The organism is Streptomyces sp. NPDC002104 (genome assembly GCF_053593795.1).
In genome coordinates this window covers 225,639-244,919 of the sequence record NZ_JBSFDF010000002.1, presented here as the reverse complement: position 1 = coordinate 244,919, position 19,281 = coordinate 225,639, and the positions used below count along the sequence as shown (strand labels likewise).

The following is a 19,281-nucleotide window of genomic DNA, read 5'->3' as shown; positions in this document are numbered from 1 at the left end:
AGTCACCCCACTGTGACGATCAGTCACAGAGCGATCAGGAGTCGTCAGACCCCCCGTAGAGTGCAATACCGAGCATTCCGCCCTTAGTTGGACGGAAGGAACCCTCCCCGGACTCCTTGTCCTATTTTGGCACGAGGGTAGGGGAAGGGCGCAAGGGTGTAGAAAGTGCGGTCCGTCACGCTTGGGCCAATGGCCCGTATCGGGACGAAGGTCCCGGAACAAAGACCCAAAAGAGGGCATCACGGCCTTGAGCTGGCCGTTCTCCTCCGGGCTCGGCCGATCGGCGGATGGACAACCGGGCCCGGAGTCGCTACCCGGGTCGCACAGGTCACTCCGGCACCCCGGGACCCGGTTGCGGAACCCGGCGTCTCAATTGGCGAAGAGTCTCTCCCGGACCGCCCGCCACCGCTCCGCCAGGGCGCCGTACGTCCGCGCCGCCCCCTCCCGGTCCCCGGCCCGCAGGGCGGTGAGGCCGGACGCCAGGTCCGCGGCCGAGTGGTCGGCGTCGAGCCGGTCCGCCGGGAGGGCGTGCAGCAGCCCCCCGTAGTCCAGCTCCACCATCGAGCGGGGGTGGAACTCCTCCAGCCAGCTCCCGACCTCCACCAGCCCCTCGGCGAGCATCTCGTACCCCTCCGCCTCCCGCAGGGTCCGCAGCCCCCGCGCGAGCCGGCGCCGGGCCTGCACCATCGGCGTCCGGTAGCGCAGCCCCTCGCCCGGCACGTACTCCCGCTCCTCGTCGGACACCAGCACGAACCAGCGCAGGGGCACCTGCCAGACCCCCGTACGGATCCACGGCCGCGCGTCGGGATTGCGTCCGCGCCAGGCCTCGTACTCCGCGGCCGCGCGGCGGCGGGCGGCCGCGGGCAGGGCGGCGTCGAGCACCGGCAGCGGGAACTCCGCCACCAGCTCCTCCAGCGCGAGCCAGCCGCGCAGCCGCGTACGCCAGGGGCAGACGAGCAGGACCCCGCCGACCTCGGCGGTGAAGGCGTCCGCGCTCTCGTGCGCCGGGACGCCCACCACGGGCACCCGCACCAAGTCCACCAGCGACCGGCGCAGTTCGTCCTGGGCGGTCGGGGTGGCCCCGCGCCGGGCGTAGTCGGCCCAGTGGGTGCGCTCGGGCTCCGGGAAGGCCGTCAGCGGCTCGTAGACCCGCAGGTAGGAGGCGTACGGGACGACGGGGGCCGAGCGGGCGGACGGCAGCCGGGGATCGGGGGATTCGCTCACGCTCTCGTACTCCCCCGCCCCGCCCGGCGCTACTCCGGCGGACCGCTCCCCGCCCCGCTCCGACCCTTGAGTGTCCCGATCTCCGGACCGGGAGGGGCACGGGGCCCCGGAGGTCTTACGCTGCTCCCAGCGCGCCCTCCCCCACCCGCAGGGCGGGCGTCTTTCCCGCCGCATCTCTTCCATGGGAGTCACCACCGTGACCGAAATGACCGACGGCGTCCTGCACACCCTGTTCCGCAGCGAACAGGGCGGCCACGAGCAAGTCGTGCTGTGCCAGGACCGAGCCTCCGGCCTGAAGGCCGTCATCGCGATCCACTCCACCGCCCTGGGCCCGGCCCTCGGCGGCACGCGGTTCCACGCGTACGCCTCGGACGAGGAGGCCGTCCTCGACGCGCTGAACCTCTCGCGCGGCATGTCGTACAAGAACGCGCTCGCCGGGCTCGACCTCGGCGGCGGCAAGGCCGTGATCATCGGCGACCCGGACGTCCTGAAGTCCGAGGAACTGCTGCTGGCCTACGGCCGCTTCGTGGAGTCCCTCGGCGGCCGTTACGTCACCGCCTGCGACGTCGGCACGTACGTGGCCGACATGGACGTCGTGGCCCGCGAAACCCGCTGGGCGACCGGCCGCTCCCCCGAGAACGGCGGCGCCGGCGACTCCTCGGTCCTCACCGCCTTCGGCGTCTTCCAGGGCATGCGCGCCAGCGCCCAGCACCTGTGGGGCGACCCGACCCTGCGCGGCCGCAAGGTCGCCGTCGCGGGCGTCGGCAAGGTCGGCCACCACCTGGTGGAGCACCTGCTGGAGGACGGCGCCGAGGTCGTCATCACGGACGTCCGCACCGAGTCCGTGCAGCGGATCCTCGACAAGCACCCCGGCAAGGTGACCGCCGTCGCCGACACCGAGGCGCTGATCCGCGTGGAGGGCCTGGACATCTACGCCCCCTGCGCGCTCGGCGGGGCCCTGAACGACGCCTCCGTACCGGTCCTGACCGCGAAGGTGGTGTGCGGCGCGGCGAACAACCAGCTCGCGCACCCGGGTGTGGAGAAGGACCTCGCGGACCGCGGAATCCTCTACGCGCCGGACTACGTGGTCAACGCGGGCGGGGTCATCCAGGTAGCCGACGAGCTGCGCGGCTTCGACTTCGACCGCTGCAAGGCCAAGGCCACGAAGATCTTCGACACCACGCTGGAAATCTTCGCACGTGCGAAGGCGGATGGGATTCCGCCGGCCGCGGCGGCCGACCGCATCGCCGAGCAGCGGATGGCGGACGCCCGCAGCGCGGCACGCACCGTCTGACCCTCCCGGCCCCCTCCCGACCCTCACGAGGGCCTTGCGGGGCTTCTGGGCGGCCCGTCGGGGCGCAGCGAGACGGAACTCACTGCGCTTCGGCGGGTCGCTCGTCAGGAAACGGCTAAAATCGCAGCTGACCAGCGAGGACGGGGCGCCTTGCTGGTACTGCACCGGGGCGCGTCATGCGGGCGGCGTACCGTATGGCCGCGGAAGCAGGTACCGTTAAACCCCTACGGACGGTCTCTCCACGGAGAGCCCGCTCCGAACCATGAACGCGTGTCAGACTCTGGGGCCGTCGAGCCCCGTCACCGAGGGGGTCGAGCCATGGGGCGCGGCCGGGCAAAGGCCAAGCAGACGAAGGTCGCCCGCCAGCTGAAGTACAGCAGCGGCGGGACTGACTTGTCGCGTCTGGCCAATGAGCTGGGCGCATCGCACACGGAACCGCTGCCTGTCAGCGAGCCGGTCGTCGATGACGAGCTTGATGATGATGACGAGGACGACCCGTACGCCAAGTACGCGGAGCGCTACAACAGCGATGACGAGGACGAGGACGAAGAGTCCGGTCCGTCCGTCTACCGTCGCGGTGCTTGACGCGCCCATCGGCGTCGAACTCGCGGTGCGCTGATCCTCAAGCGCGGCACACAGCTTCACATGCACGGAAACCCGGTCCAGGGCATCGCCCCGGGCCGGGTTTCCGTGCTGTTCGCGCAGGTGGGAGCCTCACGGGGCCCCCGTGGGAGCCGGTCGTGGCCGGCTCCCCGGGCGGGTCAGACCGCGTAGTCGCCGGTCAGCGTCGCGCCCTCGGCGTGGTCGCCGCGGTCCAGGATCTCGCCCGCGACCCAGGCCTCGACGCCCCGGTCGGACAGGGCGGTCAGGGCCACGTCCACCGATTCCTGCGGGACCACGGCCATCATGCCGACGCCCATGTTCAGCGTCTTCTCCAGCTCCAGGCGCTCCACCTGACCGGCCTTGCCGACCAGGTCGAAGATCGCGCCCGGGGCCCAGGTCGAGCGGTCGACCGTGGCGTGCAGGTGGTCCGGGATCACCCGGGCGAGGTTGGCCGCGAGGCCGCCGCCCGTGATGTGGGAGTACGCGTGCACCTCGGCCGCGCTGGTGAGGGCCATGCAGTCCAGCGAGTAGATCTTGGTGGGCTCCAGGAGCTCCTCGCCGAGGGTCCGGCCGAGCTCCTCGACATGGCCCTCCAGGGACATTCCGGCCCGGTCGAAGAGGACGTGGCGGACCAGTGAGTACCCGTTCGAGTGAAGACCGGAGGACGCCATCGCGATGACGGCGTCGCCCGTACGGATGCGGTCGGCGCCCAGCAGCCGGTCGTACTCGACGACTCCGGTGCCGGCGCCCGCCACGTCGAAGTCCTCGGGGCCCAGCAGGCCGGGGTGCTCGGCGGTCTCGCCGCCGACCAGGGCGCAGCCGGCCAGGACGCAGCCCTCGGCGATGCCCTTGACGATGGCCGCGACACGCTCGGGGTGCACCTTGCCGACGCAGATGTAGTCGGTCATGAAGAGGGGCTCGGCGCCGCAGACGACGATGTCGTCCATGACCATCGCCACGAGGTCGTGGCCGATGGTGTCGTACACGCCCATGCGGCGGGCGATGTCCACCTTGGTGCCGACCCCGTCGGTGGCCGAGGCGAGCAGGGGGCGCTCGTAGCGCTTGAGGGCGGAGGCGTCGAAGAGGCCGGCGAAACCGCCGAGGCCGCCCAGGACCTCGGGGCGCTGCGTCTTCTTCACCCACTCCTTCATCAGCTCGACGGCGCGGTCTCCCGCGTCGATGTCCACGCCCGCGGCTGCGTAGCTGGCACCGGTGGTCTTCTCTGTCATGACAGGAGAGAGCTTTCGTGTCGTTGCTGCGGTGGTGCGAGGCCCTGGAAAAGCCTGAAAGGAAGGCCCCGCGCAGGTTGAGCAGGAGGTGGGGGGAAGGAGAAGCCCCGGTCCGCGGGCTCGGGCGAGCCCGCGGACCGTCGGCCTCGGGCCCTACGGGCGCCGGAGGGCGTCGGCGGCGTCGGTGCCGCCGGCCAGCTCCGATTCCAGGAGCTGCTTGCCCAGGAGCTGCGGGTCGGGCAGCGCCATGGGGTACTCGCCGTCGAAGCAGGCCCGGCAGAGGTTGGGCTTCTGGATGGTGGTCGCCTCGATCATCGAGTCGAGCGAGATGTACGAGAGCGAGTCCGCGCCCATGGACGTGGCGATCTCGTCGACCGTCATGCCGTTGGCGATCAGCTCGGCCCGGGTGGCGAAGTCGATGCCGAAGAAGCACGGCCACTTCACCGGCGGCGAGGAGATCCGGATGTGGACCTCCGCCGCGCCGGCCTCGCGGAGCATCTTGACCAGGGCGCGCTGGGTGTTGCCGCGGACGATCGAGTCGTCGACGACCACCAGGCGCTTGCCCCGGATGACTTCCTTGAGGGGGTTGAGCTTGAGACGGATGCCGAGCTGGCGGATCGTCTGCGAGGGCTGGATGAAGGTCCGGCCCACGTAGGCGTTCTTGACCAGGCCGACGCCGTACGGGATCCCGCTGGCCTCGGCGTAGCCGACGGCGGCGGGCGTGCCCGATTCCGGTGTCGATATCACCAGGTCGGCCTCGGCCGGGGCTTCCTTGGCCAGGCGCCGGCCCATCTCGACGCGCGAGAGGTAGACGTTCCGGCCGGCGATGTCGGTGTCCGGTCGCGCCAGGTAGACGTACTCGAAGACACAGCCCTTGGGCTTTGCTTCCGCGAAGCGAGAGGTCCGCAGACCGTTCTCGTCGATCGCGATGAGCTCGCCCGGCTCGACCTCGCGGACGAAGCTGGCGCCGCAGATGTCGAGGGCGGCGGTCTCGCTCGCCACCACCCAGCCGCGCTCCAGGCGGCCGAGGACCAGCGGGCGGATGCCCTGCGGGTCGCGGGCGGTGTAGAGCGTTCCCTCGTCCATGAAGACGAGGGAGAAGGCGCCCTTCACCTTCGGGAGGACCTTGGTGGCCGACTCCTCGATGGTCAGGGGCTTGCCGTCGTCGTCCGTCTGGCCGGCCAGCAGGGCGGTGACCAGGTCGGTGTCGTTGGTGGCCGCCACCTGGGTGGCGCGGCCGTCCTGACGGGGGAGGTCGGCGACCATCTCGGCCAACTCGGCGGTGTTCACCAGGTTGCCGTTGTGACCCAGGGCAATGGAGCCGTGGGCGGTCGCGCGGAAGGTCGGCTGAGCGTTCTCCCAGACGGAGGCACCAGTGGTCGAGTAGCGGGCGTGACCGACCGCGATATGACCCTGGAGCGAGCCGAGAGAGGTTTCGTCGAAGACCTGGGAAACGAGTCCCATGTCTTTGAAGACGAGGATCTGGGAACCGTTGCTCACAGCGATACCCGCGGACTCTTGTCCACGGTGCTGCAGTGCATACAGTCCGAAGTAGGTGAGCTTGGCGACCTCTTCACCCGGAGCCCAGACACCGAAGACGCCGCAAGCGTCCTGGGGGCCCTTTTCGCCGGGGAGCAGGTCGTGGTTGAGTCGTCCATCACCACGAGGCACGCCCCCGAGTGTAGGCGAGATCGACCACTGGTCCGAATTGGGGATGCCCGGGAAATGTCACAGCACGCAGGGTGACGGGACCTGTTCGGAGCCCGGCCGTCTCAATATCCGGATTGCCCTGGTTGACAGTCGCCTGTCGTTTCGTACAAGCTCCGGCCCATGCAGCCTCTCGGTGACCGCACCGTCACCCTCGTCGCGCGCCGACACGTGGACCTCGTCCGTGTCGCCAGCGCCATCTGTTGCTGTTCTGCGTAGTCACTCCGCTTTTCCTTTTCTTTTTCTCCTTTCCCCGCCGCTTTCCGTCCGTGCCTGCTCCGCCGTGCCCTGCGCCGTCCCGCGCTGCCCGGAGCCCGCCCGTGCCGGCAGGCCGGCGGGCCCTGCTCTGGAGCACCCGTGACCTCGAACGAATCCAACCTGTCCCGGCGCGCCTTCGGCGGCGCGGTCGGCGCGACCGCGGCCGCCGCAGCGGTGGGCCTGGGCGCCGCCCCGGCCCAGGCGGCGTCCTCGGCGCCCGTGGCCGAAGCGCAGCACGCGGGCCCGCAGGAACGGGAGTTCCGGGCCGAGCGGGGTCGCCGCTCCCGCCGCCCGAACATCCTGTTCATCCTCGGGGACGACCTCGGCTGGGCCGACCTGTCCTCCTACGGCTCCCCGAACATCAAGACCCCGAACCTGGACCGGCTCGCCCGCCAGGGCGTGCGCTTCACCGACGCCTACTCGGGCTCCGCGACCTGCTCCCCGACGCGCTTCAGCCTGTACACCGGCCGCTACCCGGGCCGCGCCAAGGGCGGCCTCGCCGAGCCCATCGCCGACAAGACGGCCGGCCTGGAGCCGACCCACCCGACGCTGGCCTCGCTGCTGCGCGGCGCCGGGTACTCGACGGCGCTGATAGGCAAGTGGCACTGCGGCTACCTGCCCGACTACAGCCCGACCAAGTCCGGTTGGGACGAGTTCTTCGGCAACTTCGGCGGGGCCCTGGAGTACTACTCCAAGCTCGGCCTGGGCGGGGAGTACGACCTCTACGAGGGCGACGCCGAGTACAAGGACCTGCGCTACTACACCCGGATCCTGACCGAACGGGCCGGCGAGTACGTCTCCCGCGACCACGGCGACAAGCCCTGGCTGCTGAACCTCAACTTCACCACCCCGCACTGGCCGTGGATCGCCGACGGGGACACCGAGGAGAGCGCCGAGGTCACCCGCCGGATCAAGGCCGGCGACGGACGGGCCCTGTGGCACCAGGACGGCGGGTCCGTCGAGAAGTACAAGCAGATGGTGGAGGACCTCGACCGCTCGGTCGGCGAGGTGCTGAAGGCGCTCAAGCGCTCCGGGCAGGAGGAGAACACCCTGGTCTTCTTCTCCAGCGACAACGGCGGCGAGCGGTTCTCCTACAACTGGCCGCTCTCCGGCAACAAGGCCTCCCTCCAGGAGGGCGGCATCCGCGTCCCGAACATCGTGCGCTGGCCCGCCCGGCTCGACGGCGGCCAGGTCAGCCACGTGCCGGTCTTCACCCCGGACTGGACGGCCACCCTGCTGGAACTGGCCGGCGCCCGCGCGAACCCGGCGTACCCGCTGGACGGGGTCAGCCTGGCCGGGTACCTGCTGCGCGGCGAGAAGGTGGCCGAGCGGAACCTCTTCTGGCGGGTGCGCGGGGAGCGGGCGCTGCGCCGCGGCGACTGGAAGTACTACCGCGGCAAGGCGGGCCGCGACCAGCTCTTCAACCTCGCCGGGGACATCCGCGAGCAGGCCGACAAGGCGGCCCTGGAGCCGGCCCGGCTGGCCGAACTGCGGGCGGCCTGGGAGAAGACGGACGCGGGGCTGCTGCCGTACCCGGGCTGATCACCCTTCCCGGGCCGGTGACGTGATCCACAGCCTGTGGAAAGCTGCGGATCATGAGCGATGCGATACCCGGACCCAGTGCGTACGTACGTGGTTTGCCGATCGGCGAGCGGATCCCCTTCCCCGCCGACGGCATCCCGTTCTGGGAGATCTTCCCGTACGAGGGCGACCTGCGGATCAAGGTGCTGGAGGAGCCGGTCCTGCCCGAACCGCCCCGCGACGGCGAGGCCGGGCCCGACGCCTGCCGCTCCTGCGCCCGGCCGGACTCGAGCTACCTCTGGACGGACGAGAACTGGCGGCTGCACGGCGAGCACGGCGCGCTGCCGGCGGCGGTGATGCTGGTGCCGCGCGGCCACCACGACCTGCTGGACCTGCCGGCCGAGCGGGCGGCCGAGCTCGGCGCGATGCTCCAGCGGGTGGAGCGGGCGGTCCGCACGCTGGACGGGATCGCCCGCGTCCACGTCAACAAGTGGGGGGACGGCGGCGCCCACCTGCACCTCTTCCTGACGGCCCGACCCGAGGGAATGCTGCAGCTGCGCGGCTCCTGTCTGCCGCTGTGGGACGACGTGCTGCCCAAGCTCCCGGACGAGGTGTGGGCCGAGTCCGCGCGCCTGATCGCCGGGGCGATGGCGAAGGACGGCGGGACCGCGCACGTCTGAGCCCGGCGGTCACTCGACGGCCGAGGCCGCCTTCGCGGTGAGGGCGGTGCCCGGGCCGGCCGGGGTCAGGGTGAGGGTGTCGCCCTGGACCTTCCAGGTGAGGGGGCCGCTGCCGAACAGCTCGGTGAGGGTCCGCTCCAGCTCGCCCGGTGCGCCCTCGCAGGCCATCCGGGTGGTGGTGAGGGGGCCGACGGTGAGCCGGTTGCCCTCGACGGCGGCCGGGGCGTTGAAGCGGTTGCAGCCGAGGCTGCCGCTCACGTTCCCGTCCGCGGCCACGGTGAAGCGGGCCCGGCCCTCGGCGCCGGCCGGGACGGAGGAGGCCGTCGCCCCCTTGATCAGGGAGTCGACCGTCCACTGCGTGGCGACGAGCGGGGCGTCGGGGGCCGGGGGCTTGGAGTTCAGGGCGATCGTGTTCCCGTCCGGGCCCTTCAGCGTGATCTTCTCCTGGCTCTGTTCCACGGTCAGCCTGCCCTGGAACAGCTTGGCGAAGGCCGTCTCGAACGGCAGGTCGGGGCAGGCCATTTCGGTGTGGACACCGGGCGACACGGTCATGGTGGACGCCGAGTCGAAGACCACCGCGGCGGTGAAGCCGTTGCAGCCGTAGTTGCCGGAGGCCTCGGCCTCGTGGCCCTTGCCCGGCTCCACGGCCAGCCGGGCGGAGGCGGGAGCCTTCAGCACCGTGCCGTCGACGGTCAGGCTCTCGACCGACCAGGATCCGGAGAACCCGCGGCCGGGGTGCGTCCCCGGTGTCCCGCCACCGTCGCCGTCACCACAGGCGGTGGCGGTGGCGGACAGGACGAGTACGGCGACCAGGGCGGCGGGGAGGAGCGGCAGCGTACGCATGCCGGTGGGACGCGGCCGGCCGCGAACCGGTTCCCGGATCAGCCCATCAGGGGGAGCAGCCCCGAGAGGTCGGCGCGCTCGCCGCTGGCCCTGACCTGCGCCCCGTCCAGCGCCTCGGCCCAGCCCGTACGGCCGGTGGCGAGCCGGATCCAGGTCAGCGGGTCGGTCTCCACCACGTTCGGCGGGGTGCCGCGGGTGTGCCGGGGCCCCTCGACGCACTGCACCACCGCGAACGGCGGGACGCGGAACTCCACCGCCCCGCCGGGGGCCTTCAGCGCGAGGGCGTCGGCGAGCAGCCGGGTGCAGGCGGCCAGGGCCTGGCGGTCCAGGGGGACGTCCCGTCCGGTGGCGCGGCGCAGGTCGTCGGTGTGCACGACGAGCTCCACGGTGCGGGTGACCAGGAAGTCGGCCAGGGTCATGGCCCCGATCCACAGGTCCAGGACCCGGCTGCCCGGGTTCGCGTCGAGCGCCTCGGCCAGCCGGGCGCCCGCCCGGTCGTAGAGCTCGGCGAGCGGGGCGCCCTCCAGGGTCTCCTTGGCGGCTTCGGCGATCTTCCCGGCGAGCGAGGCCGTCGCGAAGGGCCATTCGGCGGCGGAGAGTTCCGCGACGGCGGCGGGCGGCCGGGCGAGTCCGCCGGCCAGCGAGTCGGCGATCCACGCGATGTGCGCGGCCAGCTCGGCGACGGACCAGTGCCCGACCCCGCTGGACCGGGCGAGCTGCTCGGCGTCCAACTCCCGTACGGCGTCCCGTACATGCCCGAACTGCGCGAGGACGGCCGCGCGGGTCCTGGCGTGGTCGTAGGTGCGCGGCTTCTTCTTCGCGGGAGGCATGGGGCCGACCTTACTGGCCCTGCCGCGCGCGGGACCGCCTCGCGGGCCGTCGGCACGAACCGCGCGGCCCCCGCCCGGAGCGATACCGGACGGGGGCCGCGGTTCGTGCGGAACGGCCGCTCAGGCGAGCAGCGCCGGGATGGTCGCCTCGTGGGCGGTCCGGAGCTCCGCCAGGGGGAGGGTGAACTCGCCCTGGACCTCGATCTCCTCGCCGTCCACGACACCGATCCGGGTCGCCGGCAGGCCCCGCGCACCGCACATGTCGGTGAAGCGGAGCTCCTCGCTGCGCGGGACGGCCACGATGGCGCGGCCCGCGGACTCGGAGAACAGGAAGGTGAAGGCGTCCAGTGCCTCGGGCACCACGATCCGCGCACCGTTGCCGCCCTTGAGGCAGGACTCGGTGAGCGCCTGGACCAGGCCGCCGTCGGACAGGTCGTGCGCGGCGTCGATCATGCCGTCGCGCGAGGCCGAGATGAGGATCTCCGCGAGGAGCTTCTCGCGGCCCAGGTCCACCTTGGGCGGCATGCCGCCGAGGTGCTGGTGGACGACCTCGGACCAGGCCGAGCCGCCGAACTCCTCGGTGGTGTCGCCGAGCAGGTAGAGCAGCTGGCCGGGCTCCGCGAACGCCATCGGCGTACGGCGGTTGACGTCGTCGATCACACCGAGGACCGCCACGACCGGGGTCGGGTGGATCGCGATGTCACCGGTCTGGTTGTAGAGCGAGACGTTGCCGCCGGTCACCGGGGTGCCCAGCTCCAGGCAGCCGTCCGCGAGACCGCGGGTGGCCTCGGCGAACTGCCACATGACGTCCGGGTCCTCGGGGGAGCCGAAGTTCAGGCAGTCGGAGATCGCGAGCGGCTTGGCGCCGGTCGCGGCCACGTTGCGGTAGGACTCGGCCAGTGCGAGCTGCGCGCCCGTGTACGGGTCGAGCTTCGCGTAGCGGCCGTTGCCGTCCGTGGACATGGCCACGCCGAGGTTGGTCTCCTCGTCGATGCGGACCATGCCGGCGTCCTCGGGCTGCGAGAGCACCGTGTTGCCCTGGACGAAGCGGTCGTACTGGTCGGTGATCCAGGACTTCGAGGCCTGGTTCGGCGACGAGACCAGGGCCAGGACCTGCGCGCGGAGCTCCTCGGAGGTCTGCGGGCGGGGCAGCTTGCCCGCGTCGTCGGCCTGCAGCGCGTCCTGCCAGGAGGGGCGCGCGTACGGGCGGTGGTAGGTCGGGCCCTCGTGGGCGACGGTGCCCGGGGGCACGTCCACGATGAGCTCGCCGTGCCAGAAGATCTCCAGGTGGTCGCCCTCGGTCACCTCACCGATGACGGTGGCGATGACGTCCCACTTCTCGCAGATCTCCATGAAGCGGTCCACGTACTGCGGTTCGACGATCGCGCACATGCGCTCCTGCGACTCGCTCATGAGGATTTCCTCGGGCGAGAGCGTCGCGTCGCGCAGCGGGACGGTGTCGAGGTCGACGCGCATGCCGCCGGTGCCGGCGGAGGCCAGCTCGCTCGTGGCGCAGGAGAGCCCGGCGCCGCCGAGGTCCTGGATGCCCGCGACCAGCTTCTCCTTGAAGATCTCCAGGGTGCACTCGATGAGGAGCTTCTCCTGGAAGGGGTCGCCGACCTGCACCGCGGGGCGCTTGGTGGGCTTGGTGTCGTCGAAGGTCTCCGAGGCCAGCACGGAGACGCCGCCGATGCCGTCGCCGCCGGTGCGGGCGCCGTAGAGGATGACCTTGTTGCCCGGGCCGGAGGCCTTGGCGAGGTGGATGTCCTCGTGCTTCATGACGCCGATGCAGCCGGCGTTGACGAGGGGGTTGCCCTGGTAGCAGGCGTCGAAGACGACCTCGCCGCCGATGTTCGGCAGGCCGAGGCAGTTCCCGTAGCCGCCGATGCCCGCGACGACGCCCGGCAGGACGCGCTTGGTGTCGGGGTGGTCGGCCGCGCCGAAGCGCAGCGGGTCGACGACCGCGATCGGGCGGGCGCCCATGGCGAGGATGTCGCGGACGATGCCGCCGATGCCGGTGGCCGCGCCCTGGTAGGGCTCGATGTACGACGGGTGGTTGTGCGACTCGACCTTGAAGGTGACCGCGTACCCCTGGCCGACGTCGACGACTCCGGCGTTCTCACCGATGCCGACGAGCATGGCGTCGTTCTGCGGGACCTTCTCGCCGAACTGCTTCAGGTGGACCTTGCTGCTCTTGTACGAGCAGTGCTCGGACCACATGACGGAGTACATGGCGAGCTCGGCGCCGGTGGGACGGCGCTCCAGGATCTCGCGGATCCGGGCGTACTCGTCCTCCTTGAGGCCGAGTTCCTTCCAGGGCTGGGAGGCGTCCGGGGTCTCGGTGGCGTTCTTGACGGTGTCGAGGCTCATGCGCTGACCAGCTTCTTCAGGACCGAGGTGAAGAACGGGAGGCCGTCGGTGCGGCCCGTCCCGATCAGCGGCTCGACCGCGTGCTCGGGGTGCGGCATGAGGCCGACGACGTTGCCCGCGGCGTTGGTGATGCCGGCGATGTCGCGCAGCGAGCCGTTGGGGTTGACGTCGAGGTACCGGAAGGCCACGCGGCCTTCGGCCTCCAGTTCGTCCAGCACCCGCTCGTCGGCCACGTAGCGGCCGTCCATGTTCTTGAGCGGTACGGAGATCTCCTCTCCGGCGGTGTAGTCGCCGGTCCAGGCGGTCTCCGCGTTCTCCACCCGCAGCTTCTGGTCGCGGCAGATGAAGTGCAGGTGGTTGTTGCGGAGCATCGCCCCCGGCAGCAGGTGGGCCTCGGTGAGGATCTGGAAGCCGTTGCAGATGCCGAGGACGGGCATGCCGCCCTTGGCCTGCTCGATGATGCTCTCCATCACCGGCGAGAAGCGGGAGATGGCTCCGGCGCGCAGGTAGTCCCCGTAGGAGAAGCCGCCCGCGAGGACGACCGCGTCGACCTGGTGGAGGTCCTTGTCGCGGTGCCAGAGCGATACGGGCTCGGCTCCCGCGAGGCGCACGGCGCGCAGCGAGTCACGGTCGTCGAGCGTTCCGGGGAACGTGACGACTCCGATGCGAGTGGTCACCGTCAGGCCTCGACCTTCACGGTGAAGTCTTCGATGACGGTGTTGGCGAGGAAGGTTTCGGCCATCGTGTGGATGCGGTCGAGGGCGGCCTGGTCGACCGGTCCCTCCACCTCCAGTTCGAAGCGCTTCCCCTGGCGGACGTCGGCGATTCCTTCGAATCCCAGGCGCGGCAGTGCACGCTGCACCGCCTGGCCCTGGGGGTCGAGGATCTCCGGCTTGAGCATGACGTCGACTACGACGCGTGCCACTGGCACTCCCGATGAGGTGGTTGGTGCGAAGGCGGTTCCCTCAGCGTACCTGGAGGAAATTTCTACGCGGGTAGATTTCTCTCTTGTATGATCCTCCACGCCGTTTCGGCTTCACCAACGCTTCGCAAAATCCGCCGGAAAACCACGTGCCCGGGATTGCGGCGGGACACGCGGAGATAATTAACTGGGCTTCGCAATGCAATGAGAATCGGGGTACAAAGGAATCCTCCGTCGCGCCGGAATTTTCCGGCGCGCGGCGACGCCAGAAAGATGCATTCTTCCGATACATCCACACAGGCGACATCACCGCTCCGTCCGCGCACGTCAGCGGGGAGCGGCGTCGCGCGAAGGGACCGATATCCGTGGCGCAGCGCGTAGTAGTCACGATCTCCGACGACATCGATGGCGGAGATGCATCGGAAACGGTCGTCTTCGGGCTGGACGGTAAGTCGTACGAGATCGACCTCAATGTGGCCAACGCAAAGAAACTGCGGAAGAGCCTCGCCCCCTTCGTGGCCGCCGGCCGCCGGCAGGCACGCTCCGGCAAGACCTTCAAGCACACCTCCATCGCCCCCGACCCCGCGGTCGTCCGGGCCTGGGCCCGCTCCAACCAGCTCGACGTCCCGCCGCGCGGGCGGATCCCCAAGAAGGTCTACGAGGAGTACAACGCGGCTCACTGAGAGCCGATTTGCCATCCACCCCCAACGATCCGCTAGTGTGTGGATCACGCCAAGGGGCGAGGCCGCAGGTCAGACCCCGAAGTCGTGCGGGTGTAGTTCAGTAGCAGAACACCCCCCTTCCAGGGGGGAGGCGCAGTGTGCGATCCCTGTCACCCGCTCTGCTCGCTTTACCGACCACGGTTGTGGATCAGGTAGAGTGATGCACGCATCGCACGACAGCTTTGTCGTGAGAAGCATGCGGACGTAGCTCAGTTGGTAGAGCACCACCTTGCCAAGGTGGATGTCGCGCGTTCGAGTCGCGTCGTCCGCTCAGCGAATGAAGGCCCCGGTCATTGACCGGGGCCTTTGTCGTATGCCCGGCCGGTCCCGGATTATCGGGGATCCATGACAGGTGTCATGGCCCGACCGGTCCGGGGGCCGCGAGACTGGGGCCATGAAACTCAGCGGCTGGTGGAAGAACCGCAGCAGCGCGGGGAAGGTCGAGCTGTACACGCGCTGGTCGTTCCACTTCTTCGTGGTCCTGGAGATCGTGTCGGTCGGGCTGGCCGCACTGGGATCGATGACCGGGAAGACCGCCCCGGCGCTCGCGCTCGCCCTCTTCCTGACGGTGTGCGCGCAGTCCGTGCTCGTCGGCTTCCTCTCCTCCCGCTCGATCGACTGGATCGTGGGCCGGCGCGAGCAACCGGTGCGGCTCGCCGTCCTCACCGTCGCCCTGACCGCCGCCGCCGCCCTGGGCGTCCTCGCCGTACGCGCGGCGGGCCTCGTCCACAGCCCTTCCGCGGCCCCGGGCCTGGTCGTCGGCATGGCCTCCTTCGCCGGCGGCACGCTCGTCCTGTGCCTGCGCGAGGTCCGGCAGATGCGCTACGTGGCTCCGGCGACGGCCGCCTTCGTCGGCCTGGCCTCCCTCGCCTTCGGCATCTCGGCGGGCGAGTCCGCCGGCCTGGCCGTCGCGGTGCTGCTGACCAGCGGTTTCCTCTGCTTCGCCTGCGGATTCTCCGGCTGGCTGCTGGACACGGTGTACGAGCTGGACCGGGCCCGCGAGGTCCAGGCGCAGCTCGCGGTGGCCGAGGAGCGGCTGCGGTTCGGCCGGGACCTGCACGACGTGATGGGCCGCAACCTCGCGGTGATCGCGCTCAAGAGCGAGCTGGCCGTGCAGCTCGCGCGGCGCGAACGCCCCGAGGCCGTCGACCAGATGATCGAGGTGCAGCGGATCGCCCGGGAGTCCCAGAAGGAGGTCCGCGACGTGGTCCGCGGCTACCGCGAGGCGAACCTCGCGGTGGAGCTGGAGGGCGCGCGCGGGGTCCTGCACGCGGCCGGGATGGACTGCCGGGTCGAGTACGAACAGGGCCACGAGCTGCTGCCCGCCGAGGCCCAGTCGGCGCTCGCCTGGGTGGTGCGCGAGGCGACGACGAACGTCCTGCGGCACGGCGACGCCCGCAGCTGCGTGATCCGGCTCACGGCGGGCCCCTCGGGCGCGCTCACGCTGGTGGTGGAGAACGACGGGGCCCCCAAGGCCCCGGCCGGGCCGCCGGGCTCGGGGCTCGCGGGCCTGCGGGAACGGCTCGCGGTGCTGGACGGCACGCTGGAGGCCGGCCCGGTGGACGGCGGCCGGTTCCGGCTGCGGGCGCAGATCCCCGGCCCGGCGGCCGGTCCGATCCGAGAACTGGAGGCGCGGGCATGACCCCCGTACGCGTACTGCTGGCCGACGACGAGCACCTGATCCGGGGCGCGCTCGCCGCGCTGCTGGGACTGGAGGACGACCTGCTGGTCGTCGCGGAGGCCGCCTCGGGGCCGGAGGCCCTGGCGATGGCGCGGGCCCACCGGCCGGACGTGGCGGTGCTGGACCTGCAGATGCCGGGGGCCGACGGTGTGAGCGTGGCCACATCCCTGCGGGCCGAACTCCCCGACTGCAAGACCATGATCGTGACCAGCCACGGCCGGCCCGGGCACCTGAAGCGGGCCCTGGCCGCGGGCGTACGGGCCTTCGCGCCGAAGACCGTCTCGGCGCAGCGGCTGGCCGAGCTGATCCGGACCGTGCACGCCGGAGGCCGCTACGTGGACCCGGAGTTGGCGGCCGACGCGATCAGTGCGGGGGACTCCCCGCTGACCGCCCGCGAGGCCGAGGTGCTGGAACTGGCCGGGGACGGGGCGCCGATCGCGGAGATCGCGGAGCGGGCCTCGCTGTCCCCGGGGACGGTGCGCAACTACCTGTCCTCGGCGGCCACGAAGCTGGGGGCCGAGAACCGGCACACGGCAGTGCGTCTCGCACGGTCCCGGGGTTGGGTATAGTAGTTCTCGCGCTACGGCGCACCTGCGGACATAGCTCAGTTGGTAGAGCACCACCTTGCCAAGGTGGATGTCGCGCGTTCGAGTCGCGTTGTCCGCTCAGCAGTGAAGAAACCCCGGTCCTCGGACCGGGGCTTCTTTCGTTCCGGCCCGGGGGATGCCCCCGGGCCGGAGCGGGCCTCAGGCCCAGGTCTGGCCGGTGAGGCGCTCGTAGGCCTCGACGTAGCGGGAGCGGGTCTGCTCCACGACCTCCTGCGGGAGGGCGGGCGGCGGGAGTTCGCCCTTGGAGTCCCAGCCGGAGGCGGGGGAGGACAGCCAGTCGCGGACGTACTGCTTGTCGAAGGACGGCTGGGCGTGGCCCGGCTCCCACAGGTCGGCCGGCCAGAAGCGGGAGGAGTCCGGGGTCAGCACCTCGTCGGCGGCGACCAGGGTGCCGTCCTTGTCGAAGCCGAACTCGAACTTGGTGTCCGCCAGGATGATCCCGCGCTCCCGGGCGATGTCCCGGGCCCGGCCGTAGACGGCGAGGGTGGTCTGGCGCAGCAGGGCGGCCGTCTCGGCGCCCTGGGTGCGGGCGACCTCCTCGTAGGAGACGTTCTCGTCGTGCTCGCCGACCTCGGCCTTGGCGGCCGGGGTGAAGATCGGGCCGGGCAGCTCGGAGCCGTCGACCAGGCCCTCGGGCAGGCCGAGTCCGCAGACCGTACGGGTCTTCTCGTACTCGGCGAGGCCCGAGCCGGTCAGGTAGCCGCGGGCCACGCACTCGACGGGGACCATGTCGAGGTTCCGGCAGACCAGGGCGCGGCCGGCCCAGTCGGCGGGGGCGCCGGCGGGCAGCTCGGTGCTGATGACGTGGTTCGGGACGAGGTCCGCGAGCTGGTCGAACCACCACAGGGAGAGCTGGGTCAGGATCCGGCCCTTGTCCGGGATCTCGGTGGGCAGCACCCAGTCGGCGGCGGAGATCCGGTCGCTGGCGACCATGACGAGGTTTCCGTCCCCGTCGCGGTAGAGGTCGCGGACCTTGCCGGTGTGGAGGTGGACGAGGCCGGGCACCTGCACCGGCTCGGGCTTTTCGACGAATCCGGGCACGGAGTCTCCCTGTGGTTCTGTACGAGCGCGCGGCCCATTCTCCCGTACCGCTCCGGATACGCGGACAACGGGTCCGGTCGGTCCCCCGTCAGTACCTCGTCAGTCCCTCGTCAGTCCCTCTTGCAGATCCGGTCGAGGAGATTGGCGGTGGCCCGCTGGACCCGCTCGTCCACGTGCCCGGGGCGGTCGAGGGCCGGGGACCAGGCGAAGGTTCCGGACGCGAAGACGAGGGCGCCGCTGGGGGCCCGGTAGAGGGAGGTCTCCTGGTGGCGGCGGTGGCCGTCGCCGTCCTCGTACGGGGAGTGCGCGAGCAGGATGCGGCTCTGGTGCTCGGGGAGCTGCGTGCGCGGGAAGTACCGGTCGGCCTCGCCCGCGACCAGACCGGGGAGTTCGTCGTTCTCGGCGGCCCCGGTGGAGTCCCAGAGCCAGTGCGTGGAATTGCGCACGATGAGCGGCGCGGGCTCGGGGACCCGGCCCGCGTACTGGATGCCCAGCAGTTGCTGCTCCGGGCGGTCCACCTCGCGCCAGAGGCTGGGACGGCCCGGGCCGCGGCGTTTTCGGCAGGTCAGGAGCCGGTCGTCGACGCCGGAGGGCGAGGGGGAGAGCTCGACCTGCCAGTACATGGTGTTGGCCGAGAGGAAGACGAGCGAGGTGCCGTGGTCGCGGGCGCGCTCGACGGTGCGGCGCATGGGGCCGGACCAGTACTCGTCGTGGCCGGGGAAGACCAGGCCGCGGTAGCGGGTGGGGTCGACGCGGCCGGCGTGCAGGTCGCGGGCGTCGGCGTAGGCGAGGTCGTAGCCGTAGCGCTCGGCCCAGCGGATGAAGTCGTAGGCGTGGCCCACGTGCAGGGGCAGGCCGGCGCCGGCGTAGGGGCGGTCGAAGGAGACGGTGATGGCGGCGTCGCGCTCGCCGAGCAGCCGGCCCTCCTCGTCCCAGGCGTGGTAGAGGCTCGCACCCGTTCTGCCGTCCTCCGGGTAGAGGTTGTAGGCCTGCCAGGTGATGTCGGGCAGCAGGAGCAGCAGATCGGCCGGATGGTCGTCGCGCACCGTGAAGGGGATGTGCGAGCGGTACCCGTCGGCGGTCGTCAGGACCGCGACGTAGGCGCCGACGCTCCAGTACGAGGGGACCTGGAGCCGCCAGGACAGCCACCAGTGGTGGCAGGAGACGGTGCGGTCGGCGGTCAGGGGTGCGGGCTGGACGATGCCGGAGAGCCGGGGGCTGGTGGTGATCTTGGAGGCGCCGTCGCCGCCGTAGTGCCCGATGCGGTAGACGTCCACGGAGAACTGCTGGGGCGGGTCCACGGTGATGTGGAAGTCGATGGCCTCACCGGGCGCGACGGCTCCGGTGGAGGTGAACCCCTTGATCTGCCGGTGCACGTCGTCGGCGGTACGGGGGCCGCCCGCGCCGCGGGCGCGGGGGACCTGCTGGCCCGGCCCGGCGGCCACGGCCGGGTCCACGTACCAGGGGACCACCTGGCCGTTGTCGTCGTAGTAGAGCTCGCTCCCCCGGAACCACGGCAGGGGGCCCTGGCCGAAGGGATCGGACACCGCGTGCGCGAGCGCACCCGACTCCCAACGCCTGATCTGCTCCGCACCCATACCGCTGCTCCCCTCCCTCGCTCACCCGAACGCCGCGACCGGTCCCCAGCACATCACATAACGCACGCACTCCGTCACCGTTCGTCGCGAAAACTTCAACGGGGATCGATCCCGGCCGGGCCCGGCCCCGGGACCGGAGGGGCCAGGGGG

Annotated in this window: 18 protein-coding genes and 3 tRNA genes; 11 read left to right on the top strand and 10 right to left on the bottom strand. The window is 71.2% G+C overall.

What is annotated here, in order from left to right:
• Positions 1–369: 369 nt before the first annotated feature.
• Entirely contained in the window at positions 370–1,224 is an 855-nt protein-coding gene (locus ACWCP2_RS03445; RefSeq protein WP_450906892.1) for a hypothetical protein, read from the bottom strand.
• 196 nt (positions 1,225–1,420) lie between these two features.
• Here ACWCP2_RS03445 and ACWCP2_RS03440 point away from each other — a divergent pair, with 196 nt between their 5' ends.
• A complete protein-coding gene (locus ACWCP2_RS03440) occupies positions 1,421–2,518 on the top strand; it encodes a Leu/Phe/Val dehydrogenase (protein WP_450906891.1) in 1,098 nt (365 codons plus the stop codon).
• A 318-nt stretch (positions 2,519–2,836) separates the two neighbouring features.
• On the top strand, positions 2,837–3,103 hold the full coding sequence (locus ACWCP2_RS03435) for a DUF3073 domain-containing protein (RefSeq protein ID WP_243341155.1): 267 nt from the start codon (positions 2,837–2,839) through the stop codon (positions 3,101–3,103).
• 176 nt (positions 3,104–3,279) lie between these two features.
• On the opposite strand, the gene purM is transcribed toward ACWCP2_RS03435, so the two are convergent.
• Both purM and purF read right to left on the bottom strand, forming a co-directional pair.
• Complete coding sequence (gene purM / locus ACWCP2_RS03430) at positions 3,280–4,350, bottom strand: phosphoribosylformylglycinamidine cyclo-ligase (protein WP_450906890.1); 1,071 nt, start codon at positions 4,348–4,350, stop codon at positions 3,280–3,282.
• A gap of 153 nt (positions 4,351–4,503) precedes the next feature.
• Positions 4,504–6,021, bottom strand: coding sequence for an amidophosphoribosyltransferase (gene purF, locus ACWCP2_RS03425; RefSeq protein WP_266878986.1), 1,518 nt, complete (start codon positions 6,019–6,021; stop codon positions 4,504–4,506).
• A gap of 159 nt (positions 6,022–6,180) precedes the next feature.
• Here purF and ACWCP2_RS03420 point away from each other — a divergent pair, with 159 nt between their 5' ends.
• From ACWCP2_RS03420 to ACWCP2_RS03410, 3 genes are all read left to right on the top strand, one after another.
• Positions 6,181–6,276, top strand: a complete 96-nt coding sequence (locus ACWCP2_RS03420) for a putative leader peptide (protein ID WP_450906889.1) — start codon at positions 6,181–6,183, stop codon at positions 6,274–6,276.
• A 138-nt stretch (positions 6,277–6,414) separates the two neighbouring features.
• Complete coding sequence (locus ACWCP2_RS03415) at positions 6,415–7,857, top strand: sulfatase-like hydrolase/transferase (protein WP_450906888.1); 1,443 nt, start codon at positions 6,415–6,417, stop codon at positions 7,855–7,857.
• A gap of 53 nt (positions 7,858–7,910) precedes the next feature.
• Positions 7,911–8,516 carry an HIT family protein gene (locus tag ACWCP2_RS03410; RefSeq protein ID WP_450906887.1) on the top strand — a complete coding sequence of 202 codons (606 nt, stop codon included), beginning with the start codon at positions 7,911–7,913 and terminating at the stop codon, positions 8,514–8,516.
• A 9-nt stretch (positions 8,517–8,525) separates the two neighbouring features.
• On the opposite strand, the gene ACWCP2_RS03405 is transcribed toward ACWCP2_RS03410, so the two are convergent.
• From ACWCP2_RS03405 to purS, 5 genes are all read right to left on the bottom strand, one after another.
• Complete coding sequence (locus ACWCP2_RS03405) at positions 8,526–9,359, bottom strand: META domain-containing protein (protein ID WP_450906886.1); 834 nt, start codon at positions 9,357–9,359, stop codon at positions 8,526–8,528.
• 38 nt (positions 9,360–9,397) lie between these two features.
• The gene (locus ACWCP2_RS03400; protein WP_450906885.1) at positions 9,398–10,189 is read right to left on the bottom strand and encodes a sterol carrier family protein; all 792 of its coding nucleotides are present in this window, start codon (positions 10,187–10,189) and stop codon (positions 9,398–9,400) included.
• A gap of 120 nt (positions 10,190–10,309) precedes the next feature.
• Positions 10,310–12,559: a phosphoribosylformylglycinamidine synthase subunit PurL gene (purL, locus tag ACWCP2_RS03395; RefSeq protein ID WP_450906884.1), complete on the bottom strand. Its 2,250-nt coding sequence runs from the start codon at positions 12,557–12,559 to the stop codon at positions 10,310–10,312.
• A complete protein-coding gene (gene purQ / locus ACWCP2_RS03390) occupies positions 12,556–13,236 on the bottom strand; it encodes a phosphoribosylformylglycinamidine synthase subunit PurQ (RefSeq protein WP_266907118.1) in 681 nt (226 codons plus the stop codon). Before purQ ends, purL begins: the two co-directional genes overlap by 4 nt.
• Before the next feature lie 2 nt (positions 13,237–13,238).
• Complete coding sequence (gene purS, locus ACWCP2_RS03385; protein WP_037920107.1) at positions 13,239–13,484, bottom strand: phosphoribosylformylglycinamidine synthase subunit PurS; 246 nt, start codon at positions 13,482–13,484, stop codon at positions 13,239–13,241.
• Positions 13,485–13,846: 362 nt separating this feature from the next.
• Here purS and ACWCP2_RS03380 point away from each other — a divergent pair, with 362 nt between their 5' ends.
• From ACWCP2_RS03380 to ACWCP2_RS03355, 6 genes are all read left to right on the top strand, one after another.
• Positions 13,847–14,164, top strand: coding sequence for a histone-like nucleoid-structuring protein Lsr2 (locus tag ACWCP2_RS03380; protein WP_266879001.1), 318 nt, complete (start codon positions 13,847–13,849; stop codon positions 14,162–14,164).
• A gap of 86 nt (positions 14,165–14,250) precedes the next feature.
• Positions 14,251–14,322, top strand: a tRNA-Gly gene (locus ACWCP2_RS03375).
• Between the two features lie 79 nt (positions 14,323–14,401).
• Positions 14,402–14,474: transfer RNA gene (locus tag ACWCP2_RS03370), tRNA-Gly, on the top strand.
• A gap of 123 nt (positions 14,475–14,597) precedes the next feature.
• Positions 14,598–15,845 (top strand): sensor histidine kinase, encoded by a 1,248-nt coding sequence (locus ACWCP2_RS03365; protein ID WP_450906883.1) that lies wholly within the window; start codon positions 14,598–14,600, stop codon positions 15,843–15,845.
• Positions 15,842–16,453 carry a response regulator transcription factor gene (locus tag ACWCP2_RS03360; protein WP_254381928.1) on the top strand — a complete coding sequence of 204 codons (612 nt, stop codon included), beginning with the start codon at positions 15,842–15,844 and terminating at the stop codon, positions 16,451–16,453. Before ACWCP2_RS03365 ends, ACWCP2_RS03360 begins: the two co-directional genes overlap by 4 nt.
• 24 nt (positions 16,454–16,477) lie before the next feature.
• Positions 16,478–16,550, top strand: a tRNA-Gly gene (locus ACWCP2_RS03355).
• An 80-nt stretch (positions 16,551–16,630) separates the two neighbouring features.
• On the opposite strand, the gene ACWCP2_RS03350 is transcribed toward ACWCP2_RS03355, so the two are convergent.
• Positions 16,631–17,533, bottom strand: coding sequence for a phosphoribosylaminoimidazolesuccinocarboxamide synthase (locus ACWCP2_RS03350; protein WP_450906882.1), 903 nt, complete (start codon positions 17,531–17,533; stop codon positions 16,631–16,633).
• Positions 17,534–17,643: 110 nt separating this feature from the next.
• Positions 17,644–19,131 (bottom strand): N,N-dimethylformamidase beta subunit family domain-containing protein, encoded by a 1,488-nt coding sequence (locus ACWCP2_RS03345; RefSeq protein ID WP_450906881.1) that lies wholly within the window; start codon positions 19,129–19,131, stop codon positions 17,644–17,646.
• Positions 19,132–19,281 lie beyond the last annotated feature (150 nt).

Excerpts from the sequence above, each read along its gene's own strand:
- ACWCP2_RS03400 (WP_450906885.1), bottom strand. The coding sequence starts at position 10,189 with ATGCCTCCCGCGAAGAAGAAGCCGCGCACCTACGACCACGCCAGGACC.
- ACWCP2_RS03345 (WP_450906881.1), bottom strand. The coding sequence starts at position 19,131 with ATGGGTGCGGAGCAGATCAGGCGTTGGGAGTCGGGTGCGCTCGCGCAC.
- ACWCP2_RS03405 (WP_450906886.1), bottom strand. The coding sequence starts at position 9,359 with ATGCGTACGCTGCCGCTCCTCCCCGCCGCCCTGGTCGCCGTACTCGTC.
- ACWCP2_RS03410 (WP_450906887.1), top strand. The coding sequence starts at position 7,911 with ATGAGCGATGCGATACCCGGACCCAGTGCGTACGTACGTGGTTTGCCG.
- ACWCP2_RS03435 (WP_243341155.1), top strand. The coding sequence starts at position 2,837 with ATGGGGCGCGGCCGGGCAAAGGCCAAGCAGACGAAGGTCGCCCGCCAG.
- ACWCP2_RS03420 (WP_450906889.1), top strand. The coding sequence starts at position 6,181 with ATGCAGCCTCTCGGTGACCGCACCGTCACCCTCGTCGCGCGCCGACAC.
- ACWCP2_RS03365 (WP_450906883.1), top strand. The coding sequence starts at position 14,598 with ATGAAACTCAGCGGCTGGTGGAAGAACCGCAGCAGCGCGGGGAAGGTC.
- ACWCP2_RS03360 (WP_254381928.1), top strand. The coding sequence starts at position 15,842 with ATGACCCCCGTACGCGTACTGCTGGCCGACGACGAGCACCTGATCCGG.
- purL (WP_450906884.1), bottom strand. The coding sequence starts at position 12,559 with ATGAGCCTCGACACCGTCAAGAACGCCACCGAGACCCCGGACGCCTCC.
- purM (WP_450906890.1), bottom strand. The coding sequence starts at position 4,350 with ATGACAGAGAAGACCACCGGTGCCAGCTACGCAGCCGCGGGCGTGGAC.